Source organism: Frondihabitans sucicola, assembly GCF_030296615.1.
Taxonomy (GTDB): Bacteria; Actinomycetota; Actinomycetes; order Actinomycetales; family Microbacteriaceae; genus Frondihabitans; species Frondihabitans sucicola.
The window spans coordinates 2,508,831-2,526,709 of sequence record NZ_AP027732.1; the positions used below are offsets into that span (position 1 = coordinate 2,508,831).

At 66.0% G+C, this 17,879-nt stretch carries 11 protein-coding genes and 3 pseudogenes; 11 read left to right on the forward strand and 3 right to left on the reverse strand.

Translation table 11 applies throughout. The features are described 5' to 3' along the window. Positions 1-6: 6 nt before the first annotated feature. Positions 7-3,466: pseudogene (gene dnaE / locus QUE79_RS12945) on the forward strand (DNA polymerase III subunit alpha). 125 nt (positions 3,467-3,591) lie between these two features. Next, positions 3,592-4,731 (forward strand): PDDEXK family nuclease, encoded by a 1,140-nt coding sequence (locus tag QUE79_RS12950; protein ID WP_286343471.1) that lies wholly within the window; start codon positions 3,592-3,594, stop codon positions 4,729-4,731. A gap of 114 nt (positions 4,732-4,845) precedes the next feature. Here QUE79_RS12950 and QUE79_RS12955 read toward each other — a convergent pair whose 3' ends face one another. Then, positions 4,846-5,415 carry a GIY-YIG nuclease family protein gene (locus QUE79_RS12955; RefSeq protein WP_286343472.1) on the reverse strand — a complete coding sequence of 190 codons (570 nt, stop codon included), beginning with the start codon at positions 5,413-5,415 and terminating at the stop codon, positions 4,846-4,848. Between the two features lie 70 nt (positions 5,416-5,485). On the opposite strand from QUE79_RS12955, the gene hisD reads away from it, so the two are divergent. From hisD to QUE79_RS12970, 3 genes are all read left to right on the forward strand, one after another. Beyond that, on the forward strand, positions 5,486-6,796 hold the full coding sequence (hisD, locus tag QUE79_RS12960) for a histidinol dehydrogenase (protein ID WP_286343473.1): 1,311 nt from the start codon (positions 5,486-5,488) through the stop codon (positions 6,794-6,796). Positions 6,797-6,864: 68 nt separating this feature from the next. Then, positions 6,865-7,353, forward strand: coding sequence for a transcriptional regulator NrdR (gene nrdR, locus QUE79_RS12965; protein ID WP_286343474.1), 489 nt, complete (start codon positions 6,865-6,867; stop codon positions 7,351-7,353). Continuing rightward, positions 7,350-8,417 carry a quinone-dependent dihydroorotate dehydrogenase gene (locus QUE79_RS12970; protein ID WP_286343475.1) on the forward strand — a complete coding sequence of 356 codons (1,068 nt, stop codon included), beginning with the start codon at positions 7,350-7,352 and terminating at the stop codon, positions 8,415-8,417. Before nrdR ends, QUE79_RS12970 begins: the two co-directional genes overlap by 4 nt. A gap of 212 nt (positions 8,418-8,629) precedes the next feature. Here the strand turns inward: QUE79_RS12970 and QUE79_RS12975 are convergent, their stop codons facing one another. Next, complete coding sequence (locus QUE79_RS12975; RefSeq protein WP_286343476.1) at positions 8,630-9,196, reverse strand: DUF3043 domain-containing protein; 567 nt, start codon at positions 9,194-9,196, stop codon at positions 8,630-8,632. 43 nt (positions 9,197-9,239) lie between these two features. On the opposite strand from QUE79_RS12975, the pseudogene QUE79_RS12980 reads away from it, so the two are divergent. The 6 genes and pseudogenes from QUE79_RS12980 to QUE79_RS13005 all read left to right on the forward strand — a co-directional run bounded on the left by QUE79_RS12980 (position 9,240) and on the right by QUE79_RS13005 (position 15,782). Next, a pseudogene (locus QUE79_RS12980) lies at positions 9,240-10,653 on the forward strand (dipeptidase). Positions 10,654-10,729: 76 nt separating this feature from the next. Then, positions 10,730-11,101: a HesB/IscA family protein gene (locus QUE79_RS12985; protein WP_286343477.1), complete on the forward strand. Its 372-nt coding sequence runs from the start codon at positions 10,730-10,732 to the stop codon at positions 11,099-11,101. Positions 11,102-11,356: 255 nt separating this feature from the next. Then, positions 11,357-12,253, forward strand: coding sequence for an aa3-type cytochrome oxidase subunit II (ctaC, locus tag QUE79_RS12990; protein WP_434010997.1), 897 nt, complete (start codon positions 11,357-11,359; stop codon positions 12,251-12,253). Positions 12,254-12,268: 15 nt separating this feature from the next. Beyond that, positions 12,269-14,013, forward strand: a pseudogene (gene ctaD / locus QUE79_RS12995) (aa3-type cytochrome oxidase subunit I). A gap of 7 nt (positions 14,014-14,020) precedes the next feature. Further along, positions 14,021-14,443 (forward strand): cytochrome c oxidase subunit 4, encoded by a 423-nt coding sequence (locus QUE79_RS13000; RefSeq protein WP_286343479.1) that lies wholly within the window; start codon positions 14,021-14,023, stop codon positions 14,441-14,443. Positions 14,444-14,978: 535 nt separating this feature from the next. Then, the gene (locus QUE79_RS13005; RefSeq protein WP_286343480.1) at positions 14,979-15,782 is read left to right on the forward strand and encodes a GNAT family N-acetyltransferase; all 804 of its coding nucleotides are present in this window, start codon (positions 14,979-14,981) and stop codon (positions 15,780-15,782) included. Positions 15,783-16,226: 444 nt separating this feature from the next. On the opposite strand, the gene qcrB is transcribed toward QUE79_RS13005, so the two are convergent. Beyond that, on the reverse strand, positions 16,227-17,819 hold the full coding sequence (gene qcrB, locus QUE79_RS13010) for a cytochrome bc1 complex cytochrome b subunit (RefSeq protein ID WP_286343481.1): 1,593 nt from the start codon (positions 17,817-17,819) through the stop codon (positions 16,227-16,229). Positions 17,820-17,879 lie beyond the last annotated feature (60 nt).

Sequence of the window (17,879 nt, forward strand, 5' to 3'; positions counted from 1 at the left end):
TACTCGATGCTCGACGGGGCGGCTCGCGTCAAACCCCTGATCGAAGAGGCCGTCAAGCAGGGCATGCCGGCCGTCGCCGTCACCGACCACGGAAACGTCTTCGGCGCGTTCGACTTCTACAAGTCGGCGACCGACGCGGGCATCAAGCCGATCATCGGCACCGAGGCCTACATCACGCCGGGTACGCACCGCGGCGACAAGACCCGCGTCAAGTGGGGCGACGGCGGTCGCGACGACATCTCGGGCGCCGGTTCGTACACGCACATGACCCTGCTCTCCGAGTCGACCGAGGGCATGCACAACCTCTTCCGGCTGTCGTCGCGCGCCTCCCTCGAGGGGTACTACTTCAAGCCGCGAATGGATCGCGAGATCCTGGCCGAGCACGCCAAAGGACTCATCGCGACGACCGGGTGCCCGAGCGGTGAGGTGCAGACGCGGCTCCGACTCGGCCAGTACGACGAAGCCGTCAAGGCGGCCAGTGACTTCCGCGACATCTTCGGCAAAGAGAACTACTTCGCCGAGATCATGGATCACGGTTTGGGCATCGAGCGTCGCATCATGGACGACCTGCTCCGCCTGGCCAAGCAGCTCGACCTGCCACTGGTCGCGACGAACGACCTCCACTACACGCACGAGCACGACGCCACCAGCCACGCCGCCCTCCTCTGTGTGCAGTCCGGGTCGACGCTGAGCGATCCCAACCGCTTCAAGTTCGACGCCGACGAGTTCTATCTCAAGACGGCGGCGCAGATGCGACACCTCTTCCGCGACCACCCCGAGGCGTGCGACAACACGCTGCTGATCGCCGAGCGCTGCGAGGTGAAGTTCGATACCGAGGCGAACTACATGCCGCGGTATCCGGTGCCCGAGGGCGAGACCGAAGAGACCTGGTTCAAGAAAGAGGTCGAAGAGGGCCTCGCGTTCCGCTACCCGGGCGGCATCACGCCCGAGGTCCGCGAGCGGGCCGACTACGAGGTCGGCGTCATCGCCCAGATGGGTTTCCCGGGGTACTTCCTGGTGGTCGCCGACTTCATCAACTGGTCGAAAGACCACGGCATCCGGGTGGGGCCCGGTCGCGGTTCCGGCGCCGGCTCGATGGCGGCCTACGCGATGCGGATCACCGACCTCGACCCGCTGCGACACGGCCTCATCTTCGAGCGCTTCCTCAACCCCGACCGCGTCTCCATGCCCGACTTCGACGTCGACTTCGACGACCGTCGCCGCACCGAGGTCATCAACTACGTGACCGAGAAGTACGGCTCCGAGCGCGTCGCTCAGATCGTCACCTACGGCACCATCAAGGCCAAGCAGGCGCTGAAAGACTCCTCGCGCGTCCTGGGCTTCCCGTTTGGGATGGGCGAGAAGCTGACGAAGGCCATGCCGCCCGCGATCATGGGCAAGGACATCCCGCTGACCGGCATCTTCGATCGCGAGCACGACCGATACAAAGAAGCGGGCGACATCCGCGCGGTCGTCGACGGCGATCCCGAGGCCAAGACCGTCTTCGACACCGCTCTCGGCCTCGAGGGGCTGAAACGCCAATGGGGTGTTCACGCGGCCGGGGTGATCATGTCGAGCGACCCGCTCATCGACATCATCCCGATCATGAAGCGTGAACAAGACGGTCAAATCGTCACGCAGTTCGATTATCCGGCCAGCGAGGCACTCGGCCTGATCAAGATGGACTTCCTGGGGCTTCGCAACCTCACGATCATCAACGACGCCCTCGACAACATCAAGTCGAACCGCGACTTCGACCTTGTCCTCGAAGAACTCGAACTCGACGACAAGGGCGCCTACGACCTGCTGGCATCCGGCGACACGCTGGGCGTGTTCCAGCTCGACGGCGGCCCCATGCGCGGGCTGCTCCGGCTGATGAAGCCCGACAACTTCGAAGACATCTCGGCCGTCATCGCCCTGTACCGTCCGGGCCCCATGGGCGCCAACTCGCACACCAACTACGCTCTCCGCAAAAACGGCCTGCAAGAGATCACGGGCATCCATCCCGAGCTCGAAGAGCCGCTCCGCGAAGTTCTCGGCGGCACCTACGGCCTCATCATCTACCAGGAGCAGGTGATGAGCGTCGCCCAGAAGCTCGCGGGCTTCTCCTCGGTCAGGCCGACATCCTCCGCCGGGCCATGGGCAAGAAGAAGAAGTCCGAGCTCGACAAGCAGTTCGCCGGCTTCCAGCAGGGCATGATCGACAACGGCTATTCGGCCGACGCCGTGCAGAAGATCTGGGACATCCTGCTGCCCTTCTCCGACTACGCCTTCAACAAGGCGCACTCGGCCGCCTACGGCGTCGTCTCGTACTGGACCGCGTATCTCAAAGCCCACTACCCGGCCGAGTACATGGCTGCTCTGCTGACAAGCGTCGGCGACTCCCGCGACAAGCTGGGGCTGTACCTCAACGAGTGCCGCCGCATGGGCATCAAGGTGCTGCCGCCCGACGTCAACGAGTCGATCGGCTTCTTCGCGGCCGTCGGCGAAGACATCCGCTTCGGTATGGGGGCTGTGCGGAACGTCGGCTTCAACGTCGTCGACCACATCATCGCGGCGCGACAGGAGAAGGGGCGTTCACCTCCTTCCACGACTTCCTGCGCAAGGTGCCGATCCCCGTGGCCAACAAACGCACGGTCGAGTCCCTCGTGAAGGCGGGCGCATTCGACTCCCTCGGCGACACCCGCCGGTCGCTCGTCGAGATCCACGAGGGCGCGGTCGAGGCCGCAGTCAGCGAGAAGCGCGCCGAGGCCAACGGGCAGGTCGGCTTCGACTTCGACTCGCTGTGGGACGAACCCGAGCAGGTGCAACAGGTTCCGCCTCGACCCGAGTGGTCGAAGCGCGACAAGCTGGCATTCGAGCGCGACATGCTCGGGCTGTACGTCTCCGACCACCCGCTCGCGGGGCTCGAGCTCCAGCTCGCCAAGCACGCTTCCACCACGATCACGCACATCACGTCCAGCGACGACTCCATCGACGGCGAGACCGTCACGGTGGCCGGGCTCATCACGAGCGTCCAGCACCGAGTCGCGCGCAACTCGGGCAACCCTTACGGCATCATCACCGTCGAAGACTTCTCGGGCGAGATCAGCGCGATGTTCCTGGGCAAGACGTACCAGGAGTTCGGCCCGTCGCTGGTCGGCGACTCGATCATCGTGCTGAAGGGGCGCGTGAGTGTCCGTGACGACGGCATGAACCTGCACGCGAACAGTATGTTCCAGCCCGACCTCGGCGTGGCGGCCAGCAACGGGCCACTCGTGTTGAGCATGCCCGAGTTCCGCGCGACGACCGACGTCGTGACCGAACTCGGGGCGGTGCTCGGGCGCCACTCGGGCGCGACCGAAGTGCGCCTGCGCCTGCTCAAGGGCGACAACGCACGCACCTTCGAGATCCCGCTGCCGGTCGACATCACGGCCGACCTGTACGGCGAGCTCAAGAGCCTTCTCGGCCCGAGCTGCCTCCTCTGATCGCTTCCGCCGATCCGGCGGCTCGGCGTCGATCGCTCTGTCTTGGCTGCTCCGGCCCGAGGGCGAGGATCGGTCGGGCGATACCTTCGAGGCAGAGTGTCGGTGGTTCGTCGTAGCGTCGGGGCATGCCCGAGCCGATCGCACAGTGGTGGGCGCGGCGCCAGGCGTCGAGAGGCGCCGCGGTGCCGTATCCCGTCGGGCGCTACCGCGAGTCCTGGCGGTCGTACCCGATGCTCGTCCGGCAGTACCACCCCGAGTTCAACGCGGGCATCGTCCTGAGCCAGATCCCACCCGCCGCCGACGTCTACCTCTGCTGGCAGTGCGATGTCGGTCACCTGTTCGTCGCCACGCCCACCGAGCAGCGTTCGCGGCCCGGGCGCGAACGGAGGCGCTCCTCGTGGTGCCCCGAGTGCCTCGAGGCGGCTCGTCCCCGCACGCCCGTCATGCCACTGCGAGAAGGGCCGCTCTCAGGCACTTCGGCCAGCCCGCTCGCTCGTCTCGTCGGCGCGCCGCCGCCTCTTCCCGGTGCGCCGACCCCGGGCCATCCGGCCGGGCAGGTCGCTCCTGCTGATCGTGGCTCGTCTGCTCCGTCTGCTCCGTCTGCTCCGCCTGCCCCGTCTGCCCCGTCTGCTCCGCCTGCTCCGCCTGCTCCGCCTGCTACGCGGCGACGGCGCGGTGGGGCGACGGGCGAGCCCAGTGTCGCGTCCGGCGAATCGCGATCCGCCGGGGCGGCTGCTCGGTCTGCGTCACCGGCACCTCGCTCCGTCGCGCGGCGCCCGCGCGCCACCCGGCCGGCGGTCGTCTGCCCCAAAACGCCCGTTCTGCCTTCAGGAGACCCGTTCTCGAGCGTCTGTGCACCACCGCCGGCCTCCGCCGTCGAAGGAGACCTCCGAGCAGAACTCGCAGAGCGGCTCGAGTTCACCCCGGGCCTGAACGCGATCCGGCTCGCGCGACCGTTCTTCGACCATCTCGAGGCGTGGCCCGACGTGATCCTGCCCGAGTTGCGCGTCGCGATCGAATACGACTCGACCGGTCGCTTCGGACTTGAGCACGTCGGTCGGCGCGAGGAGGCCGACCGCCGAAAAGACCGGGCGCTTCGCGGTGCCGGATGGGAGGTGATCCGGATCCGAACCGGGCACCTTCCGGCACTCGGGCCGCACGACCTCCGAGTCGCGGGCCTCTCCCAGAAGACCCTCAGCGCTCTGGTCGACGAACTCCGTGTCGTCCGTGGGCCGCTGATCGTCGACTGCTACCTCCGCGCCTAGCGTCTAGGGTGTGTCTCTCACGTGGCCGGAGGTCGTGTGGGGTCTGGTCTCGTGAGCTGCACGGCGGGTGACGCAGGGGGCCGCCCGCGGCCTTCAAAAACCCGCCGCCGCAGCTCAGACGCGCAGAGCCAGAGCAGCGCTCATCCAGCGCGCGTAGGCCTGCCACGGGTCGGGCTGGCCGGCGGACAGTTCGGCGACGTGTGCCTCGAGTTCGGGGGAGCGGTCGAACCACTCGGTGCTCGCCAGCCGGCAGGCGGCGAACTGCACGTGGCGGGCGTGCTCGACCCGCCGGTCGCCGCGCTCGAAGGCGAGGAGTTCGTCGTGCCACAGCCGCGAGAGACGCTGCCGCGGATTGGAACTCGTGCCGATCTTGATCCTTCCGTCGAAGCGCAGGTAGTAGACGACGTCGACGCGAGGCGCCGGCAGCTCGGAATCGATCACGTCGCCGAACCGCCACTCGCAGGTGCCGCAGGCACGACCCGACGGGTACCGCACGGCGAGGAACGAGCCGCAGGCCGGGCACGGCTCGTCCGCGAGGTCGACGACCCCGTGGGCCTCGTCGACCCAGTCGTGGGCCACGGCCAGGTGGCGGTCGCAGAGAGGTACCGGCGCACCGGTGGTCACCGGGCCCGAGCAGGCTCCGGCGGAGCCCGCCCCGCGGCACTCGACCTCGCGATTCGACATGACGCGAAGTTATCCCCAGCCACCGACACGCGGCGGCCAATTCCGGCGTGCCCGATAGGCTTGGACGGCCATGATCCAGACCACCGATCTCCGCGGGCAGACGCCCAGTCGTCGCGAGCTCCTCGCGCTCATTCCCCGCGCCACCGTCGACGTGTCCGTCGCGACCGAGGCTGCAGCGGCGCTCATCGAGGCCGTTCGCGCCGGCGGGTCGAGCGCGTTGTTCGAGCAGGCCGAGCGCTTCGACCGTGTCCGGCCCGCGGCCCTCCGTGTTCCCGCCGCCGACATCGCCGCCGCCGCCGACGCACTCGAGCCGCTCGTGCGAGCGGCACTCGTCGAGTCGATCGCGCGGGTCACCGCCTCGAGTGCCGCCCAGGTTCCGGCTCCGCAGACGACGCACCCGGCACCGGGTGCCACCGTCGTGCAGCGTTGGCAGCCCGTCGCGCGCGCCGGCGTCTACGTTCCGGGCGGCAAGGCGGTCTATCCGTCGAGTGTGGTCATGAACGTCGTGCCGGCACAGGTGGCGGGGGTGTCGTCCATCGCCCTCGCGTCTCCCGCTCAGGCGGCCTTCGGCGGATCGGTCCACCCCACGATCCTGGGGGCCGCCGGCCTCTTGGGCATCGACGAGGTGTACGCGATCGGCGGCGCAGGCGCGATCGGCGCGCTCGCCTACGGGGTCGCCGACCTGGGTCTCGAACCCGTCCAGGTCATCTCGGGTCCGGGCAACAACTTCGTCGCGGCCGCCAAGCGCCTCGTCCGCGGCAGCGTCGGCATCGACGCCGAAGCGGGCGCGACCGAGATCCTGGTCATCGCCGACGCCGAGGCCGACGCGACACTCGTCGCCGTCGACCTGATCAGCCAGGCCGAACACGACGAACAGGCCGCCGCCCTCCTGGTGACCGATTCGGCAGCTCTCGGCTCGGCCGTCGCTGCCGAGATCGCCCGGCTCGCCCCGCTCACCGCAAGCGCCGAGCGCGTCGCCGTCTCCCTCGCCGGGCCGCAGTCCGCCATCGTGCTGGTCGACGACCTCGCGGCCGCCGCGGCCTTCAGTAACGCCTATGGGCCAGAGCACCTCGAGATCCAGACCCGCGACGACGATGCCGTCCTCGCCCTGATCGAGAACGCCGGTGCGATCTTCGTGGGTCCGCACACGCCGGTCAGTCTCGGTGACTACCTCGCCGGCTCCAACCACGTCCTGCCGACGGGAGGCCAGGCTCGGTTCTCCTCCGGGCTGGGTGCGTACACGTTCCTCCGACCGCAGCAGATCGTCCGCTACGCGGCCGAACCGCTGGCCGACGTGGCCGAACGCCTCGTCGCCCTGTCTCGCGCAGAACTGCTGCCCGCGCACGGCGAAGCGGTCGCAGCGCGCTTCGAGCGGCCCTAGCGACATCGATCTGTCCCGCCCGCAGCCACCACCGACGCCGAAGCCCGGCACGATATCCTGAGGCCACCATGTTCTGCCCCTTCTGCCGTCATCCCGACTCTCGAGTCGTCGACTCCCGCACCAGCGACGACGGCACCTCGATCCGCAGGCGCCGGCAGTGCCCCAACTGCGGCCGCCGTTTCTCGACCACCGAGACGGCGAGTCTCGCCGTGATCAAGCGCAACGGCGTGCTCGAACCGTTCAGCCGCGAGAAGATCATCTCGGGGGTCCGCAAGGCGTGCCAGGGCCGTCCCGTCACCGACGGCGACCTCGCACAGCTCGCGCAGAAGGTCGAAGAGGCGGTCCGGGCCAGCGGCGCGTCGCAGATCGATGCGAATGAGGTGGGGCTCGCGATCCTGCCCCCTCTTCGCGACCTCGACGAGGTGGCCTACCTGAGGTTCGCGAGCGTCTACCAGGCGTTCGAATCGCTCGACGACTTCGAGGAGTCGATCAAGACCCTCAGACAGGATCACGCGAACAAACAGACGACCACGGGTTCCGCGGCGGCCGACCGGTGACCTCCCCGACCGACCCCTCCCGCACCGGCCTCTACGCCTTCGTCTTCAAGACGCTCTTCGTCCGGATGGACCCGGAGAACGCCCACCACTTCGCTTTTCGATTCATCCGCGCGGTGCCCAAGATCGTCGGTGTCCGCACAGCGGTTCGGCGCCTGACCCGGCCGCACCGTTCGCTCCGCGTCCAGACGCTCGGCCTGACGTTCCCGTCGCCGTTCGGCGTCGCAGCGGGGTTCGACAAAGACGCGCGCGGCATCGCCGGCCTCGGCGTGCTCGGCTTCGGCCACGTCGAAGTCGGCACGATCACGGCCAAGGCTCAGCCCGGCAACGACCGCCCCCGCCTGTTCCGCCTCGTCGCCGACCGCGCCGTGGTCAACCGCATGGGCTTCAACAACGGCGGTGCGGTCAAAGCGGCCGGAGAGGTCGGGCGCGCGCGTCATCAGCGGCACCGGCCGGTCATCGGTGTCAACATCGGCAAAAGCCGTGTGGTCGAGGTCGACGACGCCGTCGACGACTATCTCGTCTCGACTCGTCTGCTCGCACCGCTGGCCGACTATCTGGCCGTGAACGTCTCGTCGCCCAACACTCCGGGCCTTCGTGGGCTCCAAGAGATCGACAAGCTGCTGCCGCTCCTCACGGCCGTTCGAGACGCGGCCGGCAAGACGCCCGTCCTGGTGAAGATCGCCCCCGACCTCGACGACGACGCTGTCCGCGACGTGTCGCAGCTGGTCATCGACCTCGGGCTCTCCGGCATCATCGCGACGAACACGACCATCTCGCGCGACGGCCTCGTCTCGTCACCCGGCACCGTCGAAGCCGCGGGTGCGGGCGGAGTCTCCGGTGCACCGGTCGCCGCGCGCTCTCTCGAAGTGCTCACGATCATCCGCAGTGTCGTTCCGGACGAGCTCTGTGTGATCTCGGTCGGCGGTGTCTTCACGGCCGCCGACGTCCACGAGCGTCTCCGGGCCGGAGCAACGCTGGTGCAGGGCTACACGGGCTTCCTCTACCTCGGTCCGCTGTGGGCCAGGCAGATCAACCGTGGCCTGCTCGCCCTGCGAAAGAAGTAGCGCCCGTTCTCTGCGGAAGCAGAGCAACTGCCACCGGCACGCTGCCGACGGGTGGGGCGTCCTGCTGTCGTGGGAAGCCGCGAAGCTGCGACTTCGCAGACTTCTGTCGGAGCCTCCGGGGTGGCGGAACGACACGCCGCTGACGAGCACCGGATCCTGCTCCTAACCGGAGGCCGCGAAGCTGCGACCACACGTCTCCTGAGAGAGCAGGGTCACGCCGGGAACTGCCCCCGCTTCACCTGCGGCTTCGGGAGGCGCATCGGCTTGAGCTGGAGCGCGCGCATCGCGGCGTACCAGCGGAGACCCGACTCGACCTTGTCGGCGCCGTATTTGGCGCCGAGCTTGCCGCGGATGCGCTGGCCGACGAGCAGGCAGTCGATGATGGCCACCAGGAAGTAGACCCACAGGATCACGAGCGTGATCGACGAGGCGTTCGGGATGATGCTGAGGATGATGACGATCACCATGATCGGAATCATCGCCTCGCCGACGCTGTAGCGGGCGTCGACGTAGTCACGGACGAACTTGCGCTGGGGACCCTTGTCTCGGCTCGGGAGGAATTTCTCCTCGCCGTTGGCCAGGCCGACGCGGGCGCGGTTGCGTTGTTCGGCGACACGGTCGCGCTGCGCCTTCTGGGCCTCTTTGCCCTTGGCGACCAGCGGCCGGAGATTGGCGGCTTCGCGCTCTTTGCGCGTGGGGGTGGGACGGCCCTTACCTGACTGCGGGGCTGCGCTGCCCTCGGTCGAGTTGTCGGGGGAGATGATGGGTGCCTTGGCCACGGATGATCCTTGCGTATCGTCGAAGTACCTAAGATTACCTGTCATGACTGAGTCCTCCTACCCTGTGACCGCGACCGACCCGGAACTCGCAGGAAGAATCCGGGAGAGCGTCCAGGGGGCCCTCCCGTCGTCGATCGCCGATCTCTCGTCGCTGGTGCGGATCCCGTCCGTGTCGTGGGATTCCTTCGATCCTGCCGAGGTCGTCCGGAGCTCCGATGCCGTCAGGGCCCTCGTCGAGAGCACGGGTCTGTTCGACAGCGTGACGACGAGCCGGGCTCCGATCGAGGGCGACGTCCTCGGCCACCCGGCGGTGCTCGCCGTGCGGAAGGCGCGAAACGGCCGTCCCACCGTGCTGCTCTACGCGCACCACGACGTGCAGCCGCAGGGCCACGCCGAACTCTGGGAGACCGCGCCGTTCGAGCCGACGGTCCGCGGCGACCGGCTCTACGGCCGCGGCGCCTCCGACGACAAGGCGGGCGTCATGACTCACGTCGCAGCTCTCCGCGCCGTCCAGGACGTGCTCGGGGACGACCTGCAGGTCGGTGTCGTCGTCTTCATCGAGGGGAGGAGGAGTTCGGTTCGCGCTCCTTCACGAACTTCCTCGCCCAGCATCGGGAGGAGCTCGCCGCCGATCTCATCGTCGTGGCGGACGCGGACAACCCGTCGACGACCGTTCCAGGCCTCACCGTCGGTCTTCGCGGGAACGTGACCTTCAAGCTCACGGTGCGGACGCTGTCGCACGCGTCGCACTCGGGCATGAACGGGGAGCGGTTCCCGACGGGATGCTCGCCATGATCAGACTCCTCGGCACCCTGCACGACGACGCAGGATCGGTGGCGGTCGCCGGCCTGACCGGTCGCGACACGGGCGACTACCCCGAGTACGCCGAGGCGCAACTCCGCGACGAGACCGGCCTGCTCGACGGCGTCTCGCCGATCGGCACCGGGCACATCCTGAGCCGCCTGTGGTCGAAGCCCTCGATCACCGTCACGGGAATCGACGCGCCGACGGTCCTGAACGCCTCCAACACGTTGAGCCCCGAGATCTCCGTCAAGATCAGCGCCCGCGTCGCGCCCGGCCAGACCGCCGCCGACGCCTTCGAGGCCCTCGAGAAGCACCTGCACGAACACGCTCCGTTCGGCGCTCACGTCTCGATCACCGACGTCGATCGCGGCAACGCGTTCCTCGTCGACACCTCCGGCTGGGGTGTGGCAGAGGGGCTCCAGGCTCTCGAGGAAGGCTGGGGCGCCCCCGCGCAGCAGGTGGGTGCCGGCGGCTCCATCCCGTTCATCGCCGACCTCGCCGAGGTCTTTCCGGAGGCGCAGATCCTGGTCACCGGAGTCGAGGACCCCGACACCCGCGCTCACAGCCCGAACGAGTCGCAGCACCTCGGCGTCTTCCACCGGTCGATCCTGAGCGAAGCGCTTCTGCTGGCAAGGCTCGACTCGCGATCCTGACCTGCTTACACTTGAGACACCGCGTGATCCTGCGCCATTCGGCTCGCGATCATTCCTCAGCACGAAGGAGGCACCAATGACAGACATTGCAACCGCACCGGCCGAGAAGGTCGACTACCCGACGCACGGCGTCGGTCTCTCCGCCACGGCAGCGGGCAAGGTCAAGAGCCTCCTCACGCAGGAGGGTCGCGACGACCTCCGCCTACGTGTCGCCGTCCAGCCCGGTGGCTGCTCGGGCCTCATCTACCAGCTCTACTTCGACGAGCGACTCCTCGAGAACGACGCGCTTCGCGACTTCGACGGTGTCGAGGTCGTCGTCGACAAGATGAGCGTCCCGTACCTCGACGGCGCTTCGATCGACTTCGAAGACACCATCGAGAAGCAGGGCTTCACGATCGACAACCCGAACGCCCAGGGCAGCTGCGCCTGCGGCGACAGCTTCCACTGAGTCGAATCGGCGACGGCGCTTTCGGCCTTCGTCGAGGCCGCTTCCAGTCAGCGAAGGGGAACCATCCAGGCGGATGGTTCCCTTTCGTGTTTCCGTCCCGATTTTCGTCTCCACGTCGAGCGAACCGCGCGTCGGGGAGACGAATGCACCCTCTAGCTGCGAGTAGGCTAAGCATGTTCCCTTTCTTACTGAGAAGCGATGAGCGCTCATGAGAAAGACAACAAGCCCCACAGTTGAGTCATCCGAGAGGTAACAGTGCGCTCAAAACGTCGTCTCCGACTCGCCGCCATTCCCGTGGCAGCAGTCCTGGTTCTCGCCCTCGCTGGGTGTACTCAGCAGCAGCTCCAGGGGTGGCTTCCCACCGAGCCGGGCACCACGAACCACGTGAACAGCGTCATCGGCCTCTGGGTCACCTCCTGGATCGTTCTCCTCGGCGTCGGAATCATCACGTGGGCGCTCATCATCTGGGCCGTCGTCGTCTACCGCCGCCGCAAGAGCCAGACCGGCCTTCCCGTGCAGCTGCGCTACAACATGCCGATCGAGATCTTCTACACGATCGTCCCGCTCTTCCTCGTCCTCGGCTTCTTCTTCTTCACGGCGCGCGACCAGGCCGACATCGAGAAGCCGACCGCGCACCCCGACACGACCATCACGGTCTACGGCAAGCGCTGGGCCTGGGACTTCAACTACATGGACACCGCTGACAAGAAGAACAGCGTGTACTACCAGGGCATCCAGGCGCAAGAGCTCGGCAACGGCAACGTCGACGAGTCCAAGCTCCCGGTGCTCTACCTGCCCAAGGGCAAGTCGGTCAAGATCATCCTCAAGTCGCGCGACGTCATTCACTCCTTCTGGGTGGTCGACTTCCTCTACAAGAAAGACATGATCCCCGGCAAGACGAACTACGAGTACTTCACTCCTCTCAAGGAGGGCACCTTCACCGGCAAGTGCGCCGAGCTCTGCGGTGAGTACCACTCGCTCATGCTCTTCAACGTGAAGGTCGTGTCGCCGGACGCCTACCAGGCGTACCTCGACAAGCTCCGCCAGGAGGGCAACGTGGGTGACCTGGGCGACCAGTACAACACCAACACCAACCAGCCCAACAACAAGGCTCCGGTTGCCGCAGGCGCCGACAGCACCTCGAGTAAGTAAGGCAGGCAGCATTCGATGAGCTCAGCCACTGCAACCCGTCCTGCCACCGGCGGCCAGTCGTCCGGTCAGAACTTCAACACGACCCGTGTCGGCCGCAAGGGCAACACCGTCGTCCGGTGGGTCACCTCCACCGACCACAAGGTGCTCGGGTACATGTACCTGATCACCTCGTTCATCTACTTCCTGGTGGCCGGCGTCATGGCGCTCGTCATCCGCGCGCAGCTGTTCGAGCCCGGCCTGTCGGTCGTGGCCACGAAAGAGCAGTACAACCAGCTGTTCACCATGCACGGCACGATCATGTTGCTCCTGTTCGCGACGCCTCTGTTCTCCGGATTCGCCAACGCGATCATGCCGCTGCAGATCGGTGCCCCCGACGTGGCCTTCCTCGCCTCAACGGTTTCGCGTTCTGGCTGTACTTTTTCGGAGCCCTCGTCGTCATCGCCGGCTTCCTCACCCCGCAGGGTGCCGCGTCCTTCGGCTGGTTCGCCTACGCGCCGCTCTCGGATACGACGTTCACACCCGGGTTGGGCGGTAATCTTTGGGTCTTCGGCCTCGCGCTGACGGGATTCTCGACCATTCTCGGTGGCGTCAACTTCATCACCACGATCATCACGATGCGCGCCCCCGGCATGACGATGTTCCGCATGCCGATCTTCACCTGGAACACCCTGGTGACGTCGATCCTGGTCATCATGGCGTTCCCGGTTCTGGCTGCGGCGCTCTTCGGTCTCGGCTTCGACCGAGTGTTCGATGCCAACGTGTTCAATCCCGCCAACGGGGGAGCGATCCTGTGGCAGCATCTTTTCTGGTTCTTCGGGCACCCAGAGGTGTACATCATCGCGTTGCCGTTCTTCGGTATCGTCTCCGAAGTCTTCCCGGTCTTCAGCCGCAAGCCGATCTTCGGTTACAAGACGCTGATCTACGCGACCATCGCCATCGCCGCCCTGTCCGTGACCGTGTGGGCCCACCACATGTACGTCACCGGTTCGGTCCTGCTGCCGTTCTTCTCGCTGATGACCATGCTCATCGCGGTCCCCACGGGCGTGAAGATCTTCAACTGGGTGGGCACGATGTGGCGAGGCTCGATCACCTTCGAGACTCCGATGCTCTGGGCGATCGGCTTCCTGATCACCTTCACCTTCGGTGGTCTCACCGGTGTCATCCTCGCGTCGCCGCCCCTCGACTTCCACGTGTCCGACTCGTACTTCGTCGTGGCGCACTTCCACTACGTCGTCTTCGGCACCGTCGTCTTCGCCATGTTCTCCGGCTTCTACTTCTGGTGGCCGAAATGGACGGGCAAGATGCTCAACGAGCGTCTCGGCAAGGTCCACTTCTGGCTGCTGTTCATCGGCTTCCACACCACGTTCCTCATTCAGCACTGGCTCGGCGTCCTGGGCATGCCTCGTCGGTACGCGACCTACCAACCGGAAGACGGCTTCACCTGGATGAATCAGCTGTCGACCACCGGCGCCATGCTGCTCGGAGTGTCGATGCTGCCGTTCATTTACAACGTGTACATCACGGCTCGCCTGGCGCCCAAGGTGCAGGTGAACGACCCCTGGGGTTACGGCCGCTCGCTCGAGTGGGCGACGTCCTGCCCGCCGCCTCGCCACAACTTCACGTCGATCCCTCGTATCCGTTCGGAGTCGCCCGCGTTCGACCTGAACCACCCGGAGGCTGGTCTGCCCGTCGGCATCGGCCCGTTGAAAGACGCACCCGATACGCCCACCTATGACGCGGCGCAAGAGAGAGTGAAGTAGTCCGTCCATGAGAGCGCAATCGAACATCTTCTGGGTTCTGGCCGTCTTCTTCTTCGTCGCAGACGCCGCCTACACGGTGTGGAGCCTCCTCTCCTCCGAGTTCCACGCAGTCGAATGGACCGGAACCCTCGGTATCGGTCTGGCCGGCATCCTGGCTGTCTTCCTGGGCTTCTACATGAACCGGTCGCACTACGCGCAGACCGGCGAGCTCCCTGAAGACCGCCTCGACGCCGAGATCGACGACGGCGACCCCGAGGTCGGTTTCTTCAACCCCTACAGCTGGTGGCCGTTCGTCCTGGCCGCTGGTTGCACCCTGTGCTTCCTGGCCCTGGCCGTGGGCATCTGGATGATCTTCTTCGGGGCTGCGATCACCGCAGTCGCCCTGGTCGGTTGGGTGTACGAGAACTACCGCGGCGTCTACCGCCACTAGGCGTCAGCGGCTCTGGCTCTGCGGGGCATCACCTTCGGGTGGTGCCCCGCTTTCGTGTCTGCCGGCGGGGGAGTGGTGTGGCCAATGCCGGTGAACGGCTCGGGCATCGGCCTGCGCCCGGCGCGGGCAAGGGCGAATCCGGTGCCGCTCACGCCGAAGGACTCGGTCTCTCCCGCAGCGCTTCGATCGCTCTCATCGACGGTCACCACACCGACCGCTGGGGTGGCCCAGCTCTCGAAGAATACCACCGCTTGGCTGGCTCAACGCCGTCAACGCCGTCAACGCCGTCAGTGCCTTCACGACCGCCGCCGGAAGGGGTCCCGAGCTGCTGTGCGATGACGATCTTCGGGAAGCCGACGAATCAACGCCCAATCTTCCAAAGTGATCACCCATCCAATCGTGGATTCAAGTGCTCACTTTTCGACCGTCACAACTGCTCAGTTTTCAAGCGTCACCGACAGCTCGTGTCAGAGACTCCGTCGGATGATTCCTTTGCCGGGGCGAGAACGAATTGCGTGGGCGGCAGAATGGTCCAATGGTCAACGACGAAACAGATGTGTATGCCCGATTTTTAGCGAAGTATGACGAGCAACTTCGGACTGATGCGGAGACCCCCAGCGCTATTCAGGTCACCCGGCAAGGGCTCCTTCGCTTAGTGACCTTCGCGGGCGGTCGCGGCTTCATTACTTACCAGCATCTCGGCGACGTCGACGCAGTAGTGATTCGGGGGCTTGTTTCCGAAGCTTTGGACTATTTTCGCTCGGACGAAAGTATTGACCGGGTTGAGTGGAAGTCTCGGGGTCATGATTTCGCGCCGGGCCTGCATGAAGCTTTGCTGGAACACGGCTTCATTCCGGAGGAACCTGAGTCGATAATGATCGGCGAAGCTAAGCGCCTCGCTGTCGATGTTCCCCTCCCGAAGCAGGTAACTCTGCGGCAGGTAACCGCGGAGTCAGATGTGCGTGCCATGAGCGCCATGCAAGACGAGGTGTTTGGTGATCCCGTCTCTCAGGAGATGGCCGACGCCTTACTTCGGCGGCTTTCGTTGGCTGACGGGATGGAGCTATGGATTGCCGAGGCAGGGGACGAGATTGTGACCGCAGGCCGTCTCGAACCGGTTCGGGATTCAGATTTTGCCGGGATTTGGGGAGGCGCGACCCGAGGCGAATGGCGTGGCCAAGGAATCTACCGAGCCCTGACTGCCGCGCGTGCGCGCTCGGCCATCGCCGCAGGAAAAACGCTGATCCATAGCGATTCGACCGAATACTCTCGCCCGATTCTCGAACGATCTGGATTCGTTGCCGTGTCAACCACGACCCCTTACCTATGGAAAAGATAGATAGCAGTCTGACGCGCAAAGGCACGGTAGCGCCTGGCGCTTACGACCCGCCGTCTCGCTCCGCTGGGGATGTCGACTCGGCCGAGAGCTGTGTCGGTGACATCGCCTCTGCGCTCGGTCGAGCTCGTCTCTCGAAAGGTCCTCCTGGACAAGCAGAGTGGACAGCCCACGTGGCTGCAGTCGACTCTTGTGATCGACGGAACCAGGAGAACCTTCACGGGCCATGTCGACGACGGCAAACCGTTCGCTGAAGCCTTGGCGAGGGCGACGAGTCGCAACCGCGGATAGCCGTCCTTCGACGAACACGGCCGAGTCGGGGCTGTGACTGCCCTCATCCGGATCGCTGGCGTTGGCGGATACGCGGTCGCAGGACCCGCATGCGCGCAACGCACAGAGCCCGCCCACACCGTGCGGTGCGAGCGGGCCCTGGGGGAGGAGCGGTGCCTAGTGGCCGCCTGAGCCCTCTTCGATGGCTCCGTGCGACTCGTGATGCGACGCCTCGATCTCGGCCTTGGTCACGGGCGAGATGCGGTCTTCGAAGAAGAACCCGGAGATGGAGGCACGAATGCGCTCGAGGGGAGTGACGACCCCGCGCTCGTTCGGGCGAACCATCAGCGGCTCGTACTCGTTGAAACTGACCAGCGTCCAGCGCTCGTACTCGGTGAGCGGGGTGTGGACCTCGATGTACTCGCCACCGGGCAAGCGGACGATGCGGCCCGACTCGTGCCCGTGAAGAGCGATCTCGCGGTCTTTCTTCTGAAGGCCGAGGCAGACGCGCTTCGTGATCCAGAAGGCGATGAACGGGCCGATCACGGTGAGGAACTGCATCACATGGATGACCTGGTCGATCGACAGCTTGAAGTGCGTCGCCATGAGGTCGGAGGAGGCAGCGCCCCAGAGAGCCGCGTACAGCGTCATCAGAGCCGCGCCGACAGCGGTGCGGGTCGGAGCGTTGCGCGGGCGGTCGAGGATGTGGTGCTCGCGCTTGTCGCCCGTGATCCAGCCTTCGATGAAGGGGTAGAACGCGACCGTGCCGAGAAGTCCGACAAGCACCACGATCGGCACCAGGATGTTGAACGAGACGGTGTAGCCGCCCCAGACGACTTCCCAGTGGGGTGGCGCGAGTCGGAGGGCACCGTCTGCGAACCCGATGTACCAGTCTGGTTGGGTACCCGCCGAGACCGGCGAGGGGTCGTACGGACCGTAGTTCCAGATCGGGTTGATCGTGAACAGCGACGCGATCAGGACGATCACACCGAAGACGATGAAGAAGAATCCACCGGCCTTCGCAGCGAACACGGGCATGACGGGCACGCCCACGACGTTGTCGTTGGTCTTGCCCGGGCCGGCCCACTGCGTGTGCTTGTTGATCACGAGAAGCAGAAGGTGGGCGCCCAGCATGGCGATGAGCAGCGCGGGCAACAGCATGATGTGCAGCGAGTACAGGCGGCTGACGATCGCCGTGCCGGGGAACTCGCCACCGAACAGCAGGTACGAGATCCAGACGCCGATGACGGGGATGCCCTTCACCATGCCGTCGATGATTCGAAGGCCGTTACCGGAGAGCAGGTCGTCGGGCAGCGAGTAGCCGGTGAAGCCCTCGGCGAGAGCCAGGATGAACAGCACGAAGCCGATGAACCAGTTGAGCTCGCGCGGCTTACGGAACGCACCCGTGAAGTAGATGCGCAGCATGTGCAGGCCGATGGCGGCGATGAACAGCAGAGCCGCCCAGTGGTGGATCTGCCGGAAGAGCAGACCGCCGCGAATGTCGAACGAGATGTTCAGCGTCGACTGCATGGCGGCCGACATGTCGATTCCCTTGAGGGGGACGTACGACCCCTGGTAGGTGACCTCGGCCATCGACGGCTGGAAGAAGAACGTGAGGAAGGTGCCCGAGAGCAGGATCACGACGAAGCTGTAGAGGGCGACCTCACCGAGCATGAACGACCAGTGGTCGGGGAAGATCTTGCGGCCGACCTCTTTGACCAGGCCGGAGATGCTGGTGCGCTCGTCGATGTAGTTGGCAGCGGCCCCCATGAACTTCGATCCCTTGGCGGGACGAAGCGGTTGGTTGCCTTGCTCGGCGTACGAAGTCAC

Excerpts from the sequence above, each read along its gene's own strand:
- QUE79_RS12950 (WP_286343471.1), top strand. The coding sequence starts at position 3,592 with ATGCCCGAGCCGATCGCACAGTGGTGGGCGCGGCGCCAGGCGTCGAGA.
- QUE79_RS12955 (WP_286343472.1), bottom strand. The coding sequence starts at position 5,415 with ATGTCGAATCGCGAGGTCGAGTGCCGCGGGGCGGGCTCCGCCGGAGCC.
- hisD (WP_286343473.1), top strand. The coding sequence starts at position 5,486 with ATGATCCAGACCACCGATCTCCGCGGGCAGACGCCCAGTCGTCGCGAG.
- nrdR (WP_286343474.1), top strand. The coding sequence starts at position 6,865 with ATGTTCTGCCCCTTCTGCCGTCATCCCGACTCTCGAGTCGTCGACTCC.
- QUE79_RS12985 (WP_286343477.1), top strand. The coding sequence starts at position 10,730 with ATGACAGACATTGCAACCGCACCGGCCGAGAAGGTCGACTACCCGACG.
- QUE79_RS13000 (WP_286343479.1), top strand. The coding sequence starts at position 14,021 with ATGAGAGCGCAATCGAACATCTTCTGGGTTCTGGCCGTCTTCTTCTTC.
- QUE79_RS13005 (WP_286343480.1), top strand. The coding sequence starts at position 14,979 with ATGGTCAACGACGAAACAGATGTGTATGCCCGATTTTTAGCGAAGTAT.
- qcrB (WP_286343481.1), bottom strand. The coding sequence starts at position 17,819 with ATGGGGGCCGCTGCCAACTACATCGACGAGCGCACCAGCATCTCCGGC.